Annotated in this window: 15 protein-coding genes and 3 tRNA genes; 15 read left to right on the forward strand and 3 right to left on the reverse strand. The window is 36.5% G+C overall.

What is annotated here, in order from left to right; genetic code table 11:
• Window positions 1–25: 25 nt before the first annotated feature.
• On the reverse strand, window positions 26–472 hold the full coding sequence (rirA, locus tag K3248_RS06410) for an iron-responsive transcriptional regulator RirA (protein ID WP_220717562.1): 447 nt from the start codon (window positions 470–472) through the stop codon (window positions 26–28).
• 178 nt (window positions 473–650) lie between these two features.
• Here rirA and K3248_RS06415 point away from each other — a divergent pair, with 178 nt between their 5' ends.
• From K3248_RS06415 to K3248_RS06445, 7 genes are all read left to right on the forward strand, one after another.
• The gene (locus K3248_RS06415) at window positions 651–2,915 is read left to right on the forward strand and encodes a sensor histidine kinase NtrY-like (RefSeq protein WP_220717563.1); all 2,265 of its coding nucleotides are present in this window, start codon (window positions 651–653) and stop codon (window positions 2,913–2,915) included.
• 6 nt (window positions 2,916–2,921) lie between these two features.
• Window positions 2,922–4,280, forward strand: coding sequence for a nitrogen assimilation response regulator NtrX (ntrX, locus tag K3248_RS06420; protein ID WP_220717564.1), 1,359 nt, complete (start codon window positions 2,922–2,924; stop codon window positions 4,278–4,280).
• 5 nt (window positions 4,281–4,285) lie between these two features.
• Window positions 4,286–5,662 (forward strand): Trk system potassium transporter TrkA, encoded by a 1,377-nt coding sequence (trkA, locus tag K3248_RS06425; protein ID WP_220717565.1) that lies wholly within the window; start codon window positions 4,286–4,288, stop codon window positions 5,660–5,662.
• Between the two features lie 823 nt (window positions 5,663–6,485).
• Window positions 6,486–7,118 (forward strand): ATP-dependent Clp endopeptidase proteolytic subunit ClpP, encoded by a 633-nt coding sequence (gene clpP / locus K3248_RS06430; protein WP_220717566.1) that lies wholly within the window; start codon window positions 6,486–6,488, stop codon window positions 7,116–7,118.
• A gap of 183 nt (window positions 7,119–7,301) precedes the next feature.
• Window positions 7,302–8,576, forward strand: coding sequence for an ATP-dependent Clp protease ATP-binding subunit ClpX (gene clpX, locus K3248_RS06435; protein WP_220717567.1), 1,275 nt, complete (start codon window positions 7,302–7,304; stop codon window positions 8,574–8,576).
• 184 nt (window positions 8,577–8,760) lie between these two features.
• Window positions 8,761–11,187 (forward strand): endopeptidase La, encoded by a 2,427-nt coding sequence (gene lon, locus K3248_RS06440; protein ID WP_220717568.1) that lies wholly within the window; start codon window positions 8,761–8,763, stop codon window positions 11,185–11,187.
• A 233-nt stretch (window positions 11,188–11,420) separates the two neighbouring features.
• Window positions 11,421–11,699 carry an HU family DNA-binding protein gene (locus tag K3248_RS06445; protein WP_220717569.1) on the forward strand — a complete coding sequence of 93 codons (279 nt, stop codon included), beginning with the start codon at window positions 11,421–11,423 and terminating at the stop codon, window positions 11,697–11,699.
• Window positions 11,700–12,196: 497 nt separating this feature from the next.
• Here the strand turns inward: K3248_RS06445 and trmFO are convergent, their stop codons facing one another.
• Entirely contained in the window at window positions 12,197–13,591 is a 1,395-nt protein-coding gene (gene trmFO, locus K3248_RS06450) for a methylenetetrahydrofolate--tRNA-(uracil(54)-C(5))-methyltransferase (FADH(2)-oxidizing) TrmFO (RefSeq protein ID WP_220717570.1), read from the reverse strand.
• A 166-nt stretch (window positions 13,592–13,757) separates the two neighbouring features.
• Here trmFO and K3248_RS06455 point away from each other — a divergent pair.
• The 6 genes from K3248_RS06455 to K3248_RS06480 all read left to right on the forward strand — a co-directional run bounded on the left by K3248_RS06455 (window position 13,758) and on the right by K3248_RS06480 (window position 19,190).
• Window positions 13,758–13,840, forward strand: a tRNA-Leu gene (locus tag K3248_RS06455).
• Window positions 13,841–13,975: 135 nt separating this feature from the next.
• Entirely contained in the window at window positions 13,976–15,403 is a 1,428-nt protein-coding gene (tig, locus tag K3248_RS06460) for a trigger factor (protein WP_220717571.1), read from the forward strand.
• 128 nt (window positions 15,404–15,531) lie between these two features.
• Window positions 15,532–17,031, forward strand: coding sequence for an Asp-tRNA(Asn)/Glu-tRNA(Gln) amidotransferase subunit GatB (gatB, locus tag K3248_RS06465; protein WP_220717572.1), 1,500 nt, complete (start codon window positions 15,532–15,534; stop codon window positions 17,029–17,031).
• A 175-nt stretch (window positions 17,032–17,206) separates the two neighbouring features.
• Complete coding sequence (locus K3248_RS06470) at window positions 17,207–17,605, forward strand: NADH:ubiquinone oxidoreductase subunit NDUFA12 (protein WP_220717573.1); 399 nt, start codon at window positions 17,207–17,209, stop codon at window positions 17,603–17,605.
• A 72-nt stretch (window positions 17,606–17,677) separates the two neighbouring features.
• On the forward strand, window positions 17,678–18,103 hold the full coding sequence (locus K3248_RS06475) for a DUF2155 domain-containing protein (RefSeq protein WP_220717574.1): 426 nt from the start codon (window positions 17,678–17,680) through the stop codon (window positions 18,101–18,103).
• A gap of 346 nt (window positions 18,104–18,449) precedes the next feature.
• Window positions 18,450–19,190, forward strand: coding sequence for a rhomboid family intramembrane serine protease (locus K3248_RS06480; RefSeq protein WP_220717575.1), 741 nt, complete (start codon window positions 18,450–18,452; stop codon window positions 19,188–19,190).
• Here K3248_RS06480 and K3248_RS06485 read toward each other — a convergent pair.
• Window positions 19,180–20,010: a TrmH family RNA methyltransferase gene (locus K3248_RS06485; RefSeq protein WP_220717576.1), complete on the reverse strand. Its 831-nt coding sequence runs from the start codon at window positions 20,008–20,010 to the stop codon at window positions 19,180–19,182. The two genes, K3248_RS06480 and K3248_RS06485, sit on opposite strands and share 11 nt — an antisense overlap.
• Before the next feature lie 202 nt (window positions 20,011–20,212).
• On the opposite strand from K3248_RS06485, the gene K3248_RS06490 reads away from it, so the two are divergent.
• Both K3248_RS06490 and K3248_RS06495 read left to right on the forward strand, forming a co-directional pair.
• Window positions 20,213–20,296 (forward strand) — tRNA-Tyr (locus K3248_RS06490).
• Between the two features lie 32 nt (window positions 20,297–20,328).
• Window positions 20,329–20,402, forward strand: a tRNA-Gly gene (locus K3248_RS06495).
• Window positions 20,403–20,404: the final 2 nt, after the last annotated feature.

Raw genomic sequence — 20,404 nt, forward strand, 5'->3', positions numbered from 1 at the left:
GCTTCATTTCCTTTTATAATTATGATTAATTAATAGCTTTATAATTATGCATTTTAATTTTTTTTTGATAGGATGGTTGTTGTAGATCAGCAAGAGATATCATTGATAAAACATCAAAAAAAGCATTTAATGCTTTTTGAAGTGCGGTATTTAAACGACAAAAATCAATCAATGGGCAATTAGATTCTGCGTTATCGAAACATTCTGCCATGGAAAAGTTATCTTCAGTTACTTTTACAACATCAGCTACCGAAATTTCAGCGGCGGGTTTGGCTAATTTAACGCCTCCATTACGCCCTCGGACTGTTTGTATAAAACCTGCTTCAACAAGTGGTTGAAGGATTTTAAATAAAAAAAGTTCTGAAACAGCATATGCTTTAGCAATTTCTGGAACACGACTAAGCCCTCCCTGATTATCTGCACAATACATCAGCATCCGGAGCGCATAATTTGTTTGTTTTGTTAACCGCATCTTATCTCCTCTGTAAAGTATCACTGAACACACTCTATTTTAAAGATATTTTAATAAATGTAGAAGTTCTTTCTTTATTTGTTAGATTGGTTTTATTGTAAATATGGTATTAATATCATCAATTTTTGTTACAAGAGATTATATAGAAAAAATGAAATTAAGGTAATGTAAGCTAAACATGAATACAACATCTGTAACAAATTTCCAAAATATAGACCAAAACACTTATAATGATGAGTTGTATCGTTTAAGTAAAGTGTATATTTTTTTAGGTGTCTCCATTATCGTATTGGCTTTGCTCACAGCATCTGTATCCTTTGTCATTCTTATTGGATTAACGCCTGTTGTTCCTAGTAGAACTGTAACTCTTATTCTTATAGGGATTAACAGTGTTTGGGTGTTAGGACTTGTAATTATTGTTTTTTACGAGATGATTCCTATTATTCATGCATGGCGGTCGAGACGAGCAGGATCTCGTCTTCATGTGCGTCTTATTTCGTTATTTGCGCTTGTTGCAACTATGCCGGCTGTTGCAGTTGCTCTTGTATCAGGACCAGCACTCAATTTAGGACTTGATCGATGGTTTGATACGACAACACGGCAAATTGTGGGTTCATCTATCGATTTAGCGAATGCTTATGCAGATGAAATGCTTCAAAATTTGAAAAACTTATCTTATGCTATGGCCTTTGCACTTGATAACAAAAAACTTCTAGAGCGCAGTCCAGCGGAATATCGAATGCAATTAACGCGTCATGCCATAGGGCGTAATCTGCGTGGTGCTTTTTTATTAAGTTCTAGTGGAACTGTTTTTTTATCGAGTGCTCTTGGTGATGAAGATAAATTGCCTATTCCTCCTTCTCACCTTATTGAACGTGCAACCAATGCGAGGCCTTTTTCTTTTCAACCGGGGATTCATGATTATTTTGGTATCATTTTAAAATTTACGAATATACCAAATACATTTTTGTATTTGGTACGGGACGTTGACAAAGAAGTTTTATCTGCTTTGCGTTTGACAGAAGTTAATACAAATCGTTACCGTGACTTAAATGAAAATCGTCTCCTAACACAAATTGCATTTGGTACACTTTATTTGTGTCTTTTTTTTAGTTTATTCTTATCGGCTATTTGGGCTGCTATTGCTGTTGCTGATCGCTTGGTGCGTCCTATCCGTCTCCTCATTGGTGCTGCTGATGATGTAGCTTTAGGAAATATGGATGTTTTTGTGCCGGTACGTGCGAGAGATGGAGATATTGGGCAGTTATCAAAAACTTTTAATTATATGGTCAGTGAACTAAAAAGTCGGCGAAATGAGTTGATTGCAGTTCGCGATCAAATTGATGAAAGGCGACGTTTTTCTGAAGCTGTTTTGTCTGGTGTAACAGCAGGGGTTGCTGGAATTGATGATAATGGAGAGATTACAATTATTAATCGGTCTATTGAAACGATGTTTGATATTTGTTCTGAACAAGTTATTGGACAAAATCTTTTATCATTAAGTGCTGAAATTTGGAAGGTTTTCCAGTTTACACGTTCATTAGATCGTAAGAATCATCGTGAACAGGTTACCTTAAGCGTTGCGGGGCAAGAACGTGTTTGTAATGTGCAAATTACTATGGAGGAGGATGATGGACAGGGAAAATCTTGGGTTCTCACAATTGATGATATTACAGATCTTGTTGAGGCACAACGTTCATCAGCTTGGGCAGATATTGCACGTCGTATTGCACACGAAATCAAAAATCCTCTCACCCCTATCCAGCTATCCGCTGAACGTATTCGTAAACGTTACAACAAAGTTATTACACAAGATAAAGAGGTTTTTGAGCGCTGTATTGAGACGATTATTCGCCAAGTTGGAGATATTGGGCGTATGGTTGATGAGTTTTCTTCTTTTGCGCGTATGCCCAAAGCAAAAATGAATGTTTTAGATATACGTGGATTACTTCGTGAAGCATGTTTCTTGATAGAAGTTACACGTCATGATATTCATTTTGAACAAGACTTAGGAAATGTACCACTTATAGGTGCATTTGATAATCGCCTCATTGTACAAGCTTTTTGTAATGTTATTAAAAATGCAAGCGAGTCTATAGATTCGGTCATGCGAGAAGAAAATATTTATGGTCATATTCTTGTTCGTTCTTATCGTAAAAAAGGACGTGTGGTTGTGGATGTTATCGATAACGGTAAAGGACTTCCTAAAGAGCAAAGGCAAAAGTTATTGGAACCTTATATAACAACACGAGAAAAAGGAACAGGATTGGGATTAGCTATTGTGCGTAAAGTTATTGAAGACCATAGTGGTACTATGGAATTACATGATGCACCAAAGAGTTTTTATGAAGGTCGTGGCGCAATGATCCGTTTGATATTTCCAGCAGATAGGACTAAGCAGGATCATATTATCCAAGCTACAGATTATAATATAGGGGAATAAGTAAAGATGGTATCAGATATCTTAATTGTTGATGATGAAGCAGATATTCGTGAACTTATTGCTGGTATTTTAGATGATGAAGGCTATGAAACGCGTGTTGCATGTAATTCTGATGAAGCTTTAGCGCAAATTAGTGAGCGTATTCCTAAACTTATTTTTTTGGATATTTGGTTGCAAGGAAGTCGTCTTGATGGGATAGCGCTTCTTGATGAAATTAAAACGCGATATCCTGCTCTTCCGGTGGTTATGATTTCAGGTCATGGTAATATTGAAACAGCTGTTTCTGCTATAAAGCGAGGAGCATATGATTTCATTGAAAAGCCTTTTAAAGCTGATAGGCTTGTATTGGTTGCAGAGCGAACTCTTGAAACTTCAAATTTAAAACGTGAACTTTTAGAGTTACGAAAGCGTTCAAGTGAAACATTCGAGTTGCTTGGAACATCAACCGCTATGAAACAATTGCGTCAAGTTATAGAAAAAGTAGCACCAACTAATAGTCGCATTATGATTACTGGTCCCTCAGGTGCAGGAAAAGAGATGGTTGCACGTGCTATTCATGCGCTTTCAACGCGTTCTAATGGGCCATTTGTTATAATAAATGCTGCAACAATCACTCTGGAAAGAATGGAAATAGAATTGTTTGGTAGTGAAATGGAGGGAGGAGAGCGCAAAATTGGTGCTTTAGAGGAAGCGCATGGTGGAATATTATATATTGATGAAGTTGCTGATATGCCCCATGAAACGCAAGGAAAGATTCTTCGGGTGTTGACGGGACAGACTTTTGAAAGAGTTGGTGGTATAAAACGTGTTAAGGTGGATGTTCGTATCATTTCTTCAACGGCACAAAATCTTGAAAGTCTCATTGCCGATGGGCGTTTTAGAGAAGATCTTTTTCACCGTCTTTCGGTTGTTCCTATTACTGTTCCACCACTTTCAGAACGTCGCGAAGATATTCCAGAACTTGTACGTCATTTTGTCAAAATAATATCGCAGCAAGTTGGTATTAAACCACGTGAAATTAGTGATGAGGTGATAGCGATTTTGCAAGCACACACTTGGCCAGGTAATGTACGTCAGTTACGCAACAATATTGAACGCTTGCTTATTCTTGTACGTGATGGTGATGATCCAATCACAGCAGAACTTCTTCCTACGGAAGTGAGTGATTTTTTACCACGTCTTCAAATGGATACAGATGAAAGTATAATGGCTTTACCGTTACGTGAAGCACGAGAACTCTTTGAAAAGAGATATTTAGAGGCACAGATTGGACGTTTGGGTGGAAATATATCGCGTACAGCTGAATTTATAGGTATGGAACGTTCAGCTTTACACCGTAAACTTAAAGCACTTGGAGTTTCTTAAAAGTTATGCGTGTTATTATTTGTGGAGCAGGACAAGTCGGATATGGAATAGCAGAGCGCCTTGCTGCTGAAAATCATGATGTTACTGTTATTGATATTGAAACAAGATTGATTGAAAAAATTCGCGATACGTTAGATGTGAGAGGTTTTGTTGGTCATGGTTCGCGACCTGAGGTTCTTTTGGCCGCTGATGCAGATAAAGCTGATATGTTGATTGCTGTGACTTTATTTGATGAAGTGAATATGGTCGCTTGTCAGGTAGCGCATTCATTGTTCAATGTTCCAACAAAAATTGCACGTATTCGCTCCCAATCGTATTTAGAACCACGCTATAAAACACTTTTTGCAAGAGAGAGTATTCCTATTGATGTGGTTATTTCCCCAGAGATTGAAGTTGGAGAAATGGTTTTGCGGCGTATTGCTCTTCCTGGTGCAATAGATGTTCTTTATTTTTGTAATGATGATATTGTTGCATTAGCTTTAGAATGTATGGAAGATTGTCCAGTTATTAATACACCTTTACGTCAGTTAACAGAACTTTTTCCAGACCTTCGTACGACGGTTACTGCTATTAAACGTGGCTCAGAATTATTAATAGCACACTCAGAAACGCAATTACGTGTTGGAGATGTGACCTATCTTGTTGCTGCTCGCAATCAAATGCGTCGAGCAGTAGGGCTTTTTGGCCATAAAGAACAAGATGCTCATCGTATGATTATTGCAGGAGGTGGTCACATTGGTCTTTATGTTGCTCAGGCTATTGAAAAGCGCTTTCATAAATTAAGATTAAAAATTATAGAATCACAGAGAGAACGAGCTCTCACAATTGCTGATCAACTCGAGAAAACAACCGTTTTATATGGTAATGTGTTAGATCCAATAATTCTTCAGGACGCTGGAATTAAGCAGGCTGATTTAATGATTACATTGACTAATCAGGATCAGGTTAATCTCTTAAGCGCTATTATTGCTAAAAGACTAGGATGCAAAGCCAATATGGTGTTAATTAATAATGTTGCATACCAAGAATTTAGTCGTGCAGTTGGTGTGGATGCATATCTGAATCCACATAGTGTTACGATATCAAGAGTTTTACAACAAATGCGGCGTGGGCGTATACGGGCCGTTCACTCAGTATTTAATGGTCGAGCAGAAATTATTGAGGCTGAAGTCATGCAAACGTCTTCATTAATTGGAAAGTCATTATCAGAGCTCAATTTGTCAGATGGTTTAAGAATTGGTGCAATTTATCGTAATAAGGTTATAATACAACTTTCTGCAGATACACGTATTTTATCTGGTGACCGAATAGTCATTTTTGCTCTTGCTGAGCGTGTTCATGATGTTGAACAACTTTTTCGTGTAAGTTTGGAATATTTTTGATATACTGCCTATGGATATTCATATTTTTTGATATAATAAACAATCTAGATGCGTTTGGAAATTTGGTTCGTTAAATGGTTAGAATCAGATAACATGTTCTGCTTTTTGACTGCGTGTAAAATAAAAAAATCATTTATAGATTTTTAACTACATGAGACCGAAACAATTTTTCCCATATGGTAATTGATTATTTTAATTTCCATTTATAGATTTTTTGCGTATTATTTTGATAAAATATCGGCAGAATGTTTGGTTAGGTATCTGATGAGATAGTTTCACTTGAATGAGAATAAAGTTTATTTAACAAGGAAAAATATTATAGAAATTAGATTATTTGCTTTATTTTTGTCTTATAAAGGTATTTTAAGATGACTTTATAAGGAGGGAAATTGTTTCTGGTCAGTTAGTAGAGTAATGTTGCATTGTGTGAGTATTTTGTTATTAGCTAGAGGGCATATTTTTTATAAAGCATAAGGAAAAAAACTTTTATTGTTGAATGGGATAAAAAGCTGAAGAAGTTTTTGTTCAGCTTTAAATATTTAGGCCTTCAGATCAACATTTTGTAGGATTCTATCTTCATAGGGAAGCAAAGACTATTCAATAACTTCAGGAAGAAAGCTTTTATCATTAGGTATTATTTTATGCGCCTGATGTTCATGATTTGTTCAAATAAAGTTGTTATTATTATTTTAACCGTTGGGATTTTAATCCTGTCTAAATATACGTTGATTATGGCTTGCATAAAGGAATAGTGTTAGCCTATGGATAAAAGCCAAGCATTGAATGCATAACCAATGTTTCTTATATAAATGGAAGTAAAAATATGAGTGATCCAGTAAAAACAGCATTAAGCCTTGTTCCTATGGTTGTTGAGCAGACCAATCGCGGTGAGCGGGCATATGATATTTTTTCCCGCCTTTTAAAAGAGCGGATTATTTTTATTAATGGTCCGGTTGAAGATGGTATGGCGATGCTTGTTTGTGCACAGTTGCTTTTTTTGGAAGCGGAAAACCCTAAAAAGGAAATTAGTCTTTATATTAATTCTCCAGGTGGAGTTGTAACATCTGGTATGGCAATTTATGATACTATGCAGTTTATTCGTCCTCCTGTTTCTACGCTTTGTATGGGACAGGCAGCATCAATGGGATCATTACTTTTAACAGCTGGAGCAAAAGGACATCGTTTTACATTACCAAATGCACGTATTATGGTGCATCAGCCATCTGGTGGTTTTCAAGGTCAAGCTTCAGATATTGAACGACATGCACAAGACATTATAAAGATGAAAAGGCGTTTAAATGAAATTTATGTTCAACATACAGGTCAGGATTATGAGATTATTGAAAGGACTCTGGATCGTGATCATTTTATGACAGCAGACGAGGCTAAAAAATTTGGCTTAGTTGATGATGTTATACAATATCGTGCAGAAACGGAAAAAGAAGAAAAAGATTAAGAGTTTTTATAGAAAACACAATTATTTTAAAGAAATAGTTTAAAAAAATATCGCAAAAATAAAAGAAAAATACTTAAAGATATTGAGAGCAGTATGATTTTTTATATGTCTTTTAGTTTTTGTTATGGAAAAGCTCCTTTGAAAAAGCGAAGCTTTCCTATATTGTGGTGAAAGGAAAGAGAAATGAGCAAAATCAGCAATAGCGGGATCGAATCAAAAAATACTCTCTATTGCTCGTTCTGCGGCAAAAGTCAGCATGAGGTGCGTAAGCTCATCGCAGGGCCTACAGTGTTTATTTGTGATGAATGCGTAGAGCTTTGCATGGATATTATCCGTGAAGAAAATAAATCTTCTGGGGTTCGGGCGCGTGATGGTGTTCCTACTCCACAGGAAATTATAAAGGTTCTTGATGATTATGTTATTGGGCAGCAACACGCAAAACGTGTTCTTTCTGTTGCTGTCCATAATCATTATAAGCGGCTTGCTCATCAGTCTAAAAGCAATGATATTGAATTGGCAAAATCGAACATTCTTCTTGTTGGTCCAACAGGGTGCGGCAAAACCTATTTAGCACAAACATTGGCTCGTATTATTGATGTTCCTTTTACGATGGCTGATGCAACAACTTTGACGGAAGCAGGATATGTAGGAGAAGATGTAGAAAACATTATTTTAAAACTTCTTCAAGCTGCTGATTATAATGTTGAACGTGCGCAGCGTGGTATTGTCTATATTGATGAAGTTGATAAAATTTCCCGTAAAGCGGAAAATCCTTCTATTACAAGGGATGTTTCGGGAGAAGGAGTTCAGCAAGCATTGTTAAAAATTATGGAAGGAACGATTGCTTCTGTTCCTCCACAAGGTGGGCGTAAGCATCCTCAGCAAGAGTTCCTTCAAGTTGATACAACAAATATTCTATTCATTTGTGGAGGTGCTTTTGCTGGTTTAGAACGAATTATTTCTGGGCGTGGTGAAAAAACATCTATTGGTTTTTCTGCAACTGTTAAAGCACCTGATGAGCGCTGTGTTGGTGAAATTTTTCGTGATTTGGAGCCTGAGGATCTTATAAAGTTTGGTTTGATACCAGAGTTTATTGGTCGTCTTCCCATTGTAGCGACTTTAGAGGACCTAGATGTTAATGCTCTTGTTCAAATTTTATCACAACCCAAAAATGCTTTAGTTAAACAATATCAGCGTCTTTTTGAAATGGAAAATGTTGAGCTAGCATTTCATGAAGATGCATTACGGGTTATTGCTAAAAAAGCAATTGAGCGTAAAACTGGTGCACGTGGTTTGCGTTCCATTATGGAGAAAATACTTTTGGAGACGATGTTCGAGCTTCCAGCTCTTGAAGGTGTTCAAAAAGTAGTTATTTCGAGTGATGTCGTTGATGGAAAAGCGCGTCCTCTTTATATTTACTCAGAACGTGCAGAAGATAAAGAAAATGTATCAGCATGAGGTTGTGTTGTATGGAAAGGTAGTTGTGAACACTGTTTGAGAATGGATGCTTTCAGTGGATATTAGAATTAGAATGCTTGATTTATACGTTTGCAGTTACCACTTCATATATTATGAAAAGATGAAGGCTTTCTAAGGGCGGGCTTGTGTAGCGGATAGATCATAGGCTCCAGAAAGGAGAATTATGCAATATATCGATGAAAAGACAAATGAGGTAAGAGGGGAGCTTTATGCTGTTTTACCTCTTCGTGATATCGTTGTCTTCCCACATATGATTGTTCCACTTTTTGTGGGCCGTGAGAAATCAATTCGTGCTCTTGAAGAAACGATGACGATTGATAAACAGATACTGTTGGTAACGCAAAAAAATGCATCTGATGATGATCCCAAATCTGAAGATATTTATGATATTGGTACTTTTGCCAACATTCTTCAACTTTTAAAGCTTCCTGATGGAACGGTGAAAGTTTTGGTGGAAGGGACTGCACGTGCAAGAATTAGCCAATTTTCTGAAAGTGAAAATTATCATCAAGCTTGTGCAACTGTTACAGAGGAAATTAAGGAGAATGATGTTGAAATTGAGGCTCTTTCGAGATCGGTAATTGCTTATTTTGAAAATTATGTAAAACTTAATAAAAAAATTTCTCCTGAAGTTGTAAATGCTATTGGGCAGATTGATAATCCTTCTAAACTTGCTGATACTATTGCGTCTCATTTGATGATTAAACTTTCAGAAAAACAGGAAATATTGGAATTATTACCTGTACGAGATCGTCTTGAGCGTGTTCTTTCTTTCATGGAAGGGGAAATTTCTGTTTTACAGGTTGAAAAGCGCATTCGCTCGCATGTTAAACGGCAAATGGAAAAGAACCAACGGGAATACTATCTCAATGAGCAGATGAAGGCTATTCAAAAAGAGTTGGGAGCAGGTGATGATAGTCGTGATGAACTTTCTGAATTAGAAGAGCGTATTACGAAGACAAAGCTTTCAAAGGAAGCACGCGAAAAGGCAGGAGCAGAATTGAGAAAATTACGGAATATGTCCCCGATGTCTGCAGAGGCAACGGTTGTACGTAACTATCTTGATTGGTTATTAGCAATGCCTTGGGGTAAAAAATCAAAGATTAAAAACAATTTAGATTTTGCTGAAAAAGTTATGAATAATGAGCACTTTGGTCTTGAAAAAGTCAAGGAGCGAATTGTTGAGTATTTAGCAGTGCAAAGTCGTGCTTCTAAAATAAAGGGCCCCATTATTTGTTTACTAGGCCCTCCAGGTGTAGGTAAAACGTCACTTGCTCGCTCTATTGCAAAGGCAACAGGGCGCGAGTATGTCCGTATTTCATTGGGGGGGGTTCGGGATGAAGCAGAAATTCGTGGACATCGTCGAACATATATTGGTTCTATGCCTGGAAAAATTATTCAGTCCATGAAGAAAGCTAAAAAATCTAATCCACTGTTTTTACTTGATGAAATTGATAAAATGGGACAAGATTTTCGTGGAGATCCTTCATCGGCTTTATTAGAAGTGCTTGATCCAGAACAAAATGGCACATTTGTTGATCATTATTTAGAAGTTGAATATGATCTTTCTGATGTCATGTTTATTACAACTGCTAATACTCTTAATATTCCAGGACCGCTAATGGATCGGATGGAAATTATTCGTATTGCTGGTTATACAGAACATGAAAAAATGGAGATTGTTAAGCAACATCTTTTACCAAAAGCATTAAAAGATCATTGTTTATCTAAAAAAGAGTTTAGCGTTTCGGATGGCGCGATAAGGTCGATTATTCAATTTTACACCCGTGAAGCGGGTGTTCGTAACCTTGAACGTGAGTTAATGAAGATCGCACGTAAATCTGTGACAAGAATTCTTAAAACGCATCAAAAATCTGTAAAAATTACAGAAGATAATATTAATGATTTCCTAGGCGTTAAGCGTTACCACCATAACCAAATTGAAGGAGAAAATCACATTGGTGTGGTTACTGGGCTTGCTTGGACAGAAGTTGGCGGAGAGTTATTGACCATTGAAGGGGTTATGATGCCTGGTAAAGGGAAAATGACAGTAACTGGAAATCTACGCGATATTATGAAAGAATCAATTTCAGCGGCAGCCTCTTATGTACGTTTTCGTGCTATTGATTTTGGTATTGAACCTCCTCTTTTTGAGAAACGTGATATTCATGTTCATGTTCCAGAAGGAGCAACACCAAAAGATGGCCCATCAGCAGGGATTGCAATGGTGACGGCAATTGTTTCAGTCCTAACAGGTATAGCGGTACATAAAGACATTGCAATGACAGGTGAAATTACTTTACGTGGGCGTGTTTTACCGATTGGTGGATTAAAGGAAAAGTTATTGGCCGCTCTTCGAGGTGGTATAAAAAAAGTACTTATTCCAGAAGAAAATGCAAAAGATTTAATCGATATTCCTGATGACGTCAAAAATAATATGGAGATTATTCCAGTCAATCATGTGAGTGAAGTTCTTAAACATGCTTTGGTTCGTTTTCCTGATCCCATTGAGTGGGCAGATCCTTCCTCAGTGCCTGTATCTATGAGAACAGAAGGTAGCGATAATGAAGGAGTACAAATTGCACACTGATTCATTATTTCAATTTATAACTGTATTTTTGAAGTATCAGAAGGTACTCTAATGGTTATTTATTTGTTTATTTTGAAAAAAAAATAAAAAATTCCGTGAATAACTGTGATTTTTGCCCAAAAAACAATGTTTTGGATAAAAATAAGACTTCTGTTTATTATAGTTTTCAATAAACTAACTAACTGACACGGTTAAGTTGTGTCATGTGGTAATATAGGGAAAGGAAATGTTCCATGAATAAAAGTGAGTTGGTGAGTTCCATTGCTGAAAAGGCAGGTGTTTCAAAAACGCAAGCGGGTTCTGTTGTTGATGCTTTTATCGCTTCTGTTACAGAGGCGTTGGCTTCAGGAGGAGATGTTCGTCTTCCAGGTTTTGGTACTTTTGAAGTTTCTCATCGTGCTGCAACAAAGGGGCGTAATCCTTCAACTGGTGCTGAAATCAATATTCCAGCGCGTTCTGTGCCAAAATTTTCTGCAGGGAAAAGCCTTAAAGAAGCCGTTAACAAAAAATAATTCAAGCTATACTAAAAAACCCGTTTACAGGTAAATCGGGTTTTTTAGAAATATTTTATATAGCATTTGCGGTATACTTTTATTCCAGTATTTGCAACGAGGTTTTGGGTTTTGGAAATTCATGTAATATTATAAAGGATTTTCATTTTTTATGCTGATATACTATGGTATTGTTGTGTAATAAATATAAAACTATGGCAGTGGTAAAAGAGCTATTATCTAGGGATTTGGTATGTATTTTCTTTCCCTTATTACGAGAGAATATTTAACGTTATTATTAAAATAGCTGAAGTATATTCAAGTTTTCAAGAAAGTATAAGTTTTTATTTATATTACAAAAAAGCTTTTAGATACTTATTATTATTGAATAATAATGACATATAGAGAAGTCTTTGTATATTATAGTAATCACTACTTCAAAAGTTGGGGTGCTTTCTTATAAGAGTTTTGCATTCTGTTGAAAAAATAGAATAAAAAATATATAGCATAAACAGGAGCTATGTTTGCTGTTTTAGCCATTGCGTACAATCATTGAGAGCTCTAGTTGTTAGTGCTTGCTTTTTCGCTAATTTTTTTTCTTTGCTTGGTAAGCGCTTTCCTAAATTCTTATTAGAATCAATAGGGGGAAAAAGTCCAAAATTGATATTCATTGGTTGAAAGGAGTATCTTTCCATTTCTTCTATTACTATGTGTCCGCCTGTAATATGGTTCAAAAGAGCTCCAAATGCTGTAGTTAATGGGGGAAGAGAAGGAGCTTTATGATGATATTCAGCAGCAGCAAAACGCCCAGCAAGAAGACCTATTGCAGAAGATTCCACATAACCTTCACATCCGGTAATTTGTCCTGCAAAACGCAATTGAGGTCTTTTTTTCAAGCGAAGAGTTTGATCAAGAATGGTTGGTGAGTTAAGATATGTATTGCGGTGAAGGCCACCAAGACGTGCAAATTCTGCTTTTTCAAGACCGGGAATTGTCCTAAAAATGCGGGTCTGTTCACCATATTTCAGTTTTGTCTGAAAGCCTACCATATTATAAAGGGTTCCAAGCTTATTGTCTTGACGTAATTGAACAACAGCATAGGGTTTAACTGTAGGATAATGCGCATTGGTTAACCCCATGGGTTTCATAGGACCATATCGAAGGGTTTCAAGTCCACGCTCAGCCATTACTTCAATTGGTAGACATCCATCAAAATAAGGCGTTTTTTCAAAGTCACGAAATTCTGTTTTTTCTGCATTTTTTAATGCTTGGATGAATGCTTCATATTGCTCTTTATTAAGAGGGCAATTAAGATAATCTTTTCCGGTTCCTTCAGGGCCGATCTTATCGTAGCGAGATTGATACCAACAAATATCCATATTGATACTATCAGTATAGATAATAGGAGCAATGGCGTCAAAAAAAGAAAGAGATTCTGTTCCAGTTATGTTTTGTATTGTTTGAGCTAGTGTTGGTGAAGTAAGAGGACCAGTTGCAATGATAATATGCTGCCAGTCTTTGGGAAATTCTTGAATTTCTTCACGTTCTATCTTTATAAGAGAATGTTTTTCAAGTGCTTGTGTAACAGTTTTTGCAAATCCTTCACGATCAACGGCAAGAGCGCTTCCAGCTGGTACTTTATTGGCATCGGCAGCCTTCATAATCAGTGATTTTGCTAAGCGCATTTCAGCATGTAAAAGCCCTACAGCATTTGTTGATGTATCATCGGATCGAAAAGAATTTGAACAGACCAATTCTGCTAGCATATCAGTTTTATGGGCATCCGATTTTTTTTGAGGCCGCATTTCATGCAAAACAACGGGAATTCCTGATTGAGCGATTTGCCAGCTTGCTTCACAGCCAGCAAGACCACCACCGATAATATGGATTGGAATATTGAATGTCTTTAACATAAGACACTTTTAGCGGAAGCTTTTCTGTATGAAAAGGATATATTTTATTTTTATAATTTATAAAGAAGAATGTATCTTTGTTTTTTTGAATATATTTGTTTGCTTTTTTTCTATAATTAATGGTATAGAAACGCCGCTTATGTAAGGTTAACTGGTTTATAATTTAGCGGATGTGGCGAAATTGGTAGACGCACCAGATTTAGGTTCTGGCGGGAGACCGTGGGGGTTCGAGTCCCTCCATCCGCACCAAAGCGGTTCCTTGAAGGCGATGGATTTCTATATATCTGGAATTCCGCTTCATGGTGATTTAACACTTTAAGTGTTAGAATATAGTTATTATCAGAGTGGGGTTATCCCTCTCCTTAAGAAAAATGAAGGTTGTTTATGCAGGTTACCGAGACGCTTAATGAAGGACTGAAGCGCGAAATTAAGATCGTGGTTCCGGCGAGAGATTTAGAAAAGAAACTGAATGAACGGTTGGATGATACCAAGGGTAAGGTTAAGCTTAATGGTTTTCGTCCTGGTAAGGTACCAGCTGGGCATTTGCGAAAAATGTATGGCAAGTCTTTTATGGCAGAAATTCTCAATGAGATTGTCAATGATGCGCCTCGCTCTATTTTAGCTGGTCGCGATGAACGCTCAGCAATGCAGCCGCAAATTGATATAGATAAAAATGAACAGATTTTGGATGGCAAAGCCGATTTTATTTTTAGCTTAAAATATGAAGTGTTGCCAAAGTTTGAAGTGAAAGATTTTGAACATATTGAAATTATTCGTGAAGTTGCGACTATTCCTAAACAAGAAATTGATGATCAAGTAGAGCGCATCCTTTCTTCTACACGTAGTTATTCACAAAAAGAAGAATCTTCTGAAGAAGGAGATCGTGTTACGATAGATTATCTTGGAAAACTTGACGGTGTTCCGTTTGAGGGTGGAGCAGATAATGATGCACAGCTGATTTTGGGATCAAAACAATTTATTCCAGGTTTTGAGGAGCAATTAGTTGGCGTAAAAGCAGGTGATAAAAAAACAATTTCTGTTAAATTTCCTGATAATTACAGTGCAGCACATTTGGCAGGGCGCGATGCAGAATTTGATATTACTGTTAAAAGTATCTCTAAACCAGATGAGCTAAAGATCGATGATGAAGCGGCAAAAAAAGTTGGTTTAGAGTCTTTAGATCGTTTACGTGAAGTTGTGCGTGGACAAATTGAAAGTCAGTATGGGACAATGACGCGTCAAAAAGTTAAACGTCAAATTCTTGATGCTTTAGATTCTGATTATGATTTTGAGATTCCTGAAGGGCTTTTAAAAATTGAATTTAACAATATATGGTCTCAGGTTAATGATGATTTAAAAAAGGCTGGACGTAGTTTTGAAGATGAGGGAATTACGGAGGAACAGGCGCGAGAAGAATATCATGTACTTGCACAGCGTCGTGTTCGTCTGGGGCTGGTGCTTTCTGAAATTGGAATGAAAGTTGGTGTTAAAGTCAGTGATGATGAACTCAATGCTGCGGTTTTTGATCAGGTTCGTCAGTATCCTGGACAAGAGAAAGAGATTATGGACTTTTTCCGTAATACACCAGAAGCTGTTGCAAATCTGCGGGCTCCGATTTTTGAAGAAAAAGTCATTGATTATTTGTTATCAAAAATAAAAGTTACAGATAAAGAAGTAACAGTTGAAGAGCTCATGAAAGAATCTGATGAATCAGAATTAACTGAAAAGAGCACAATGAAGGAAAAAACTGTAGCAAAAGAAAAAAATACAGAGAAGGTTCCAGTTAAGAAGAAAGTGTCTAAAAAAGGATAATATTTACACTAACATAAAATCCCTATAAAATTGGGCTTTTTGAGGGGTTATATTCTAAACTTGCATTTAGCAGTTTTAGAGGAACTATACAAAGTGTATATTAAAAAAATATTGATAGTGGATTAGCAATGGGAATCATTGATACACGTACGCCTGATTCTAAGCGTTTTATTTCTGGCGTTACAGGTGATTGGGAAGTTATTATTGGCATGGAGGTCCATGCACAAGTAATATCGAATTCAAAACTTTTTTCCGGTGCGTCAACAAAATTTGGTGCTGAGCCGAATAATCATGTCTCTCTCATTGATGCTGCTATGCCAGGAATGTTGCCTATTCTTAATCAGGAATGTGTTCGTCAAGCGGTGCGAACAGGGTTGGGACTAAAGGCTCACATTAATTTAAAATCTGTTTTTGATCGTAAGAATTATTTTTATCCAGATTTACCGCAAGGATATCAAATTTCTCAATTTCGCTACCCAATTGTGGGAGAGGGGAAAGTTATCATATCTGTTGGCCCGGATTCGAATGGCCAGTTTGAAGATATTGAAGTGGGAATTGAGAGATTACATCTTGAACAAGATGCTGGAAAATCAATGCACGATCAACATCCAACAATGTCTTTTGTGGACCTGAACCGTTCAGGGGTTGCATTGATGGAAATTGTTTCTAAGCCAGATATGCGCTCATCAGAGGAAGCCAAAGCCTATATGACAAAATTGCGTACAATTGTTCGTTATTTAGGAACATGTGATGGTAATATGGATGAAGGCTCTATGCGGGCAGATGTGAATGTATCCGTTCGTCGTCCTGGTGAAAATTTTGGCACGCGCTGTGAAATAAAAAATGTTAATTCTATTCGTTTTATAGGTCAAGCAATTGAGTATGAAGCTCGTCGTCAAATTGCAATTTTAGAAGATGGTGGTGTCATAGATCAAGAAACACGGCTTTTTGATGCCGCTAAAGGTGAAACACGCTCTATGCGTTCAAAGGAAGAAGCACATGATTACCGTTACTTTCCTGATCCTGATCTTTTACCATTGGAATTTGATCAAGCGTTTGTAGATACTTTGGCAAAGGAGTTGCCAGAATTACCTGATGATAAAAAAGCACGTTTTATTAAGGAGATGGGGCTGAGTGTGTACGATGCTTCTATTCTTGTGACAGAAAGAGCTATTGCTGCTTATTTTGAAGAAGTAGCATGTGGTCGTGATGGAAAAATCGTTGCCAATTGGGTTATTAATGATCTTTTGGGCGCTCTAAACAAAGATAATCGTGAGATTGATGAGGTTCCAATATCACCAAATCAATTGGGAAGCATTATTGATCTTATTAAAGAAGGAACGATTTCTGGGAAAATTGCTAAAGATCTCTTTGAAATTATTTGGCATGAAGGTGGGGATCCACGTCAAATTGTAGAAGAGCGTAATATGAAGCAGGTAACGGATACAAAAGCTATTGAAAAAGCTGTTGATGAAATCATTGCCAATAATTCTGATAAAGTTGCACAAGCAAAACAAAAACCTGCTCTAGCTGGTTGGTTTGTTGGACAAGTTATGAAGGTAACAGGTGGTAAAGCAAATCCCCAAACTGTTAATGAATTGGTTAAGATAAAACTTGGTATAGATTAAATTTTATAGGGTGGAGGAAAGTCTATAAATATGATATCTTCCCTGCGCATGAGGGATTATGAAGTTATTCTCTCAAGTGGATTTATAGTTGGATTTATACATTTTTCCATTTTAAATGTCATAAATATTTTTTCAACGGCTGATTGTGTTAACATATTTAGGAAGTGGAAAGAAGATGGCAATTTTTTTTAAGCAAATCTTTACATGGTGGAATGGTAATACCGTCGGTACACGTTTTTTTACATGGCGTAAAGGTAAGCGTATAGGGAAAGATCAGTTTGGGAATACTTATTATGAAGGGGGAAGACATAAGGATGGTTATCCGCGTCGTTGGGTAATTTATAGAGATTATTCTGAACCTTCTACTATTCCACCAGGATGGCATGGATGGATTCATCATCGCTATGATAATCCGCCAACACAGGAAGATTATCGTCCATATGAATGGGAAAAACCTCATATTGCCAATATGACAGGAACAAGTGAGGCTTATCGACCAAAGGGGTCTATCATTTATACCAGTGAACATTCCTGTATACATAAAGATTATAATGCATGGTCACCTAAAAAATAAAATATTTTAATATTGCGTATTTTTATTTTTTTTATTTTATAATAAGTTTTTAAATGCGATTGATTGAATGTAATGAAATTTTTTTTAGTGTCAGGATTGAGGCGTTTTTTTTATATTTTTTTCGTAGGAGTTATAGTCGTCTTATCCTTAGATTTTGGAGTACAAGCTGAGCGTATTAGTAATGGAATTGCTGTTTTTGCCGGTCTTGATAAAATTACAGGTAGGACGACGCGTTTTGAAGTTTCTCTTGGTAAAATTTATCAATATGGTGCTTTGCAGGTAACGCCACGTGCATGTTATACGAGCTCTAAGAATGAGCCAGCGCGCACAACCGGTTTTGTTGAGGTTAATGAGATCACATTAGACAAGAAAGTTCGACGTATTTTTACTGGATGGATGTTTGCAGATAGTCCTGGTTTAAATGCTGTGGAGCATCCTATTTATGATGTATGGCTCAAAGATTGCAAGCAGAGCTCTCAAAATATTCCCCTGCAATAATTTATTTTATGAAATAATAATTTGGGATTACGTTTTTATTTTTCAGCTCTTTTAAATGAAAGAAATGAAAAAGAACTGTAAGTGTTAACTATTTGTGCAAGAAGAATTTTTTAATCAAAAGTATTCCATTTCATGAGCATAGTTCAATAACTTTATGGATAATATGTTCAATATCTGTTCTCTTAAAAGGATAGATGCATAAGTATGCAGCTTTTTTATAAGGAGATATGGGAACTTAAGAAGAGGCTAAAGGAGTGCTAAGTTTAGAAATTTTTTATTATAAAAACGATTCGTTTGTTTTTGGCACGACCTAATAAATTTCGTAAAATGTGTGAGATTTTATATAATGAAAAATGCTAAGCACCCATACAAAAATATTCATTTTTTATCAAAACAATCAAGAGAGCCTTTATTGAATGTCCCATTTATAATAATTATTTTGATTGTATTTTGTTTTTGTATTTATTTAATTTCTCAATATTTTTTTTCTCATCAGCTTTATATTAAAAGCTTTAAGTTTTTTTCATTTACGCCAGCGTTATTTAAAAGCAATCCTTTATTGTTTTGTCATACTATAATGAGTTACTCATTCATGCATGGTAGTTTAAAACATGTTGCTTTTAATATGATTTGGCTTTTGGTTTTTGGGACCCCTTTGGTAAGACATTTAGGCAGTTTACGTTTTTTGATTTTTTGGGCATTAACGGCAATTGTTTCTGTTTTGACTTATTTTGTTTTGCATCAAGATAGTATGATACCACTTGTTGGCGCGTCAGGAGCAGTGTCTGGAATGATGGGTGCTATTGCACGTTATGGTTTTTCTCAGATTTATTTTGGTATTAACGCGCAGAATGAAAAGCCTTTAGGACCTTTATTATCTATAAAAAAATCGCTCCGTTCAAAGGGAGTACTTACTTATATTTGTGTATGGCTAATTGTTGATGTCATGATAGGAGTTTTTTCTTTTTTGTTTGCAGGAGATGCTATCTCAATAGCATGGGAAGCACATATTGGTGGCTTTTTTGCAGGTTTTTTGGGGATTGGTTTTTTTGATATTTCACGCAAAAAACAAAAAATTATGACCTAAGGTATTTATGGGCTGCATAAAGTGCTATTGTTGCTGCATTTGAAACATTTAAGGATTTTATATTTCCAGGCATATCGAGACGTGTTAAAGTACAAACAGTTTCGCGTGTTTTTTTACGTAAACCTTTCCCTTCTGCTCCTAAAATAAGAGCAACTTTACTTCCTGTTAGTGCTGCTTCTAAGGGATGATCACCTTTTGAATCGAGTCCAAAGCTGGTAAAACCCGTATTATGAAGCTCTTGGATAGCTTTGGCGAGGTTTTGTACGGTAATATAATGAATCATTTCTAAAGCTCCGGACGCTGCTTTAGCAAGAACACCACTCTCTTGAGGAGAATGACGACAAGTGGTAATAAGTGCTTCAGCTTTAAATGCAACAGCAGAGCGCATAATAGCTCCAACATTATGTGGATCTGTAATTTGATCCATTACAATGACAAGATCTGTATTTTGGAGTTCAGACAATTGGCATGGCTTAAGAGGTTCCGTTTCTAAGACAATACCTTGATGAACTGCATCATTTCCAACAAGCGAATCAAGTTGTTTAGGTGCGCATATTATGACAGGACAAGGTATGTCTGATTCGGGTATATTTAATCGATTTAAAGCATTTTGTGTGGTATAAAGGTGTAAGAAAACTCTTTTAGGATTTTTTAAAGCTGCATGAACTGGATGAATTCCATAAAGATGGATTATATTCTTTTTAACAGGAAGAATCCTTTGTTTTAGGCGCATTGCAGATTGAGAAGAGGAGCCTTTCATGTTATGTGATTGGCGCCGCAGATGCTTATAATCAAGTTTTTTTGATCTTTTTTCGTCCATATCTTCTTTATAGCATGTTAATGATAAAAAGGTGATAAAAAATCTATAGTTTAAAATCATTAGTAGGAAATTTGTATAGAATTAATTTATTCTATTGACAGATACGATAGTAATCGTCATAACCGCCTCGCAACCAGTTGGAATTGAAGAGATGAAGATTTGGTGAGAGTGATATCTTATCGCGCAAGTTTGCCGGTGTAATGGAGGGGTGCCCGAGTGGTTAAAGGGGGCGGACTGTAAATCCGTTGCGTATGCTACGTTGGTTCGAATCCAACCCCCTCCACCATTCATCGGAAAGATTTAGGGTGGGGTATGTGTGCGGGTATAGCTCAATGGTAGAGCAGCAGCCTTCCAAGCTGAATATGCGGGTTCGATTCCCGCTACCCGCTCCAGA

The organism is Bartonella raoultii, assembly GCF_019659805.1.
GTDB lineage: Bacteria > Pseudomonadota > Alphaproteobacteria > Rhizobiales > Rhizobiaceae > Bartonella > Bartonella raoultii.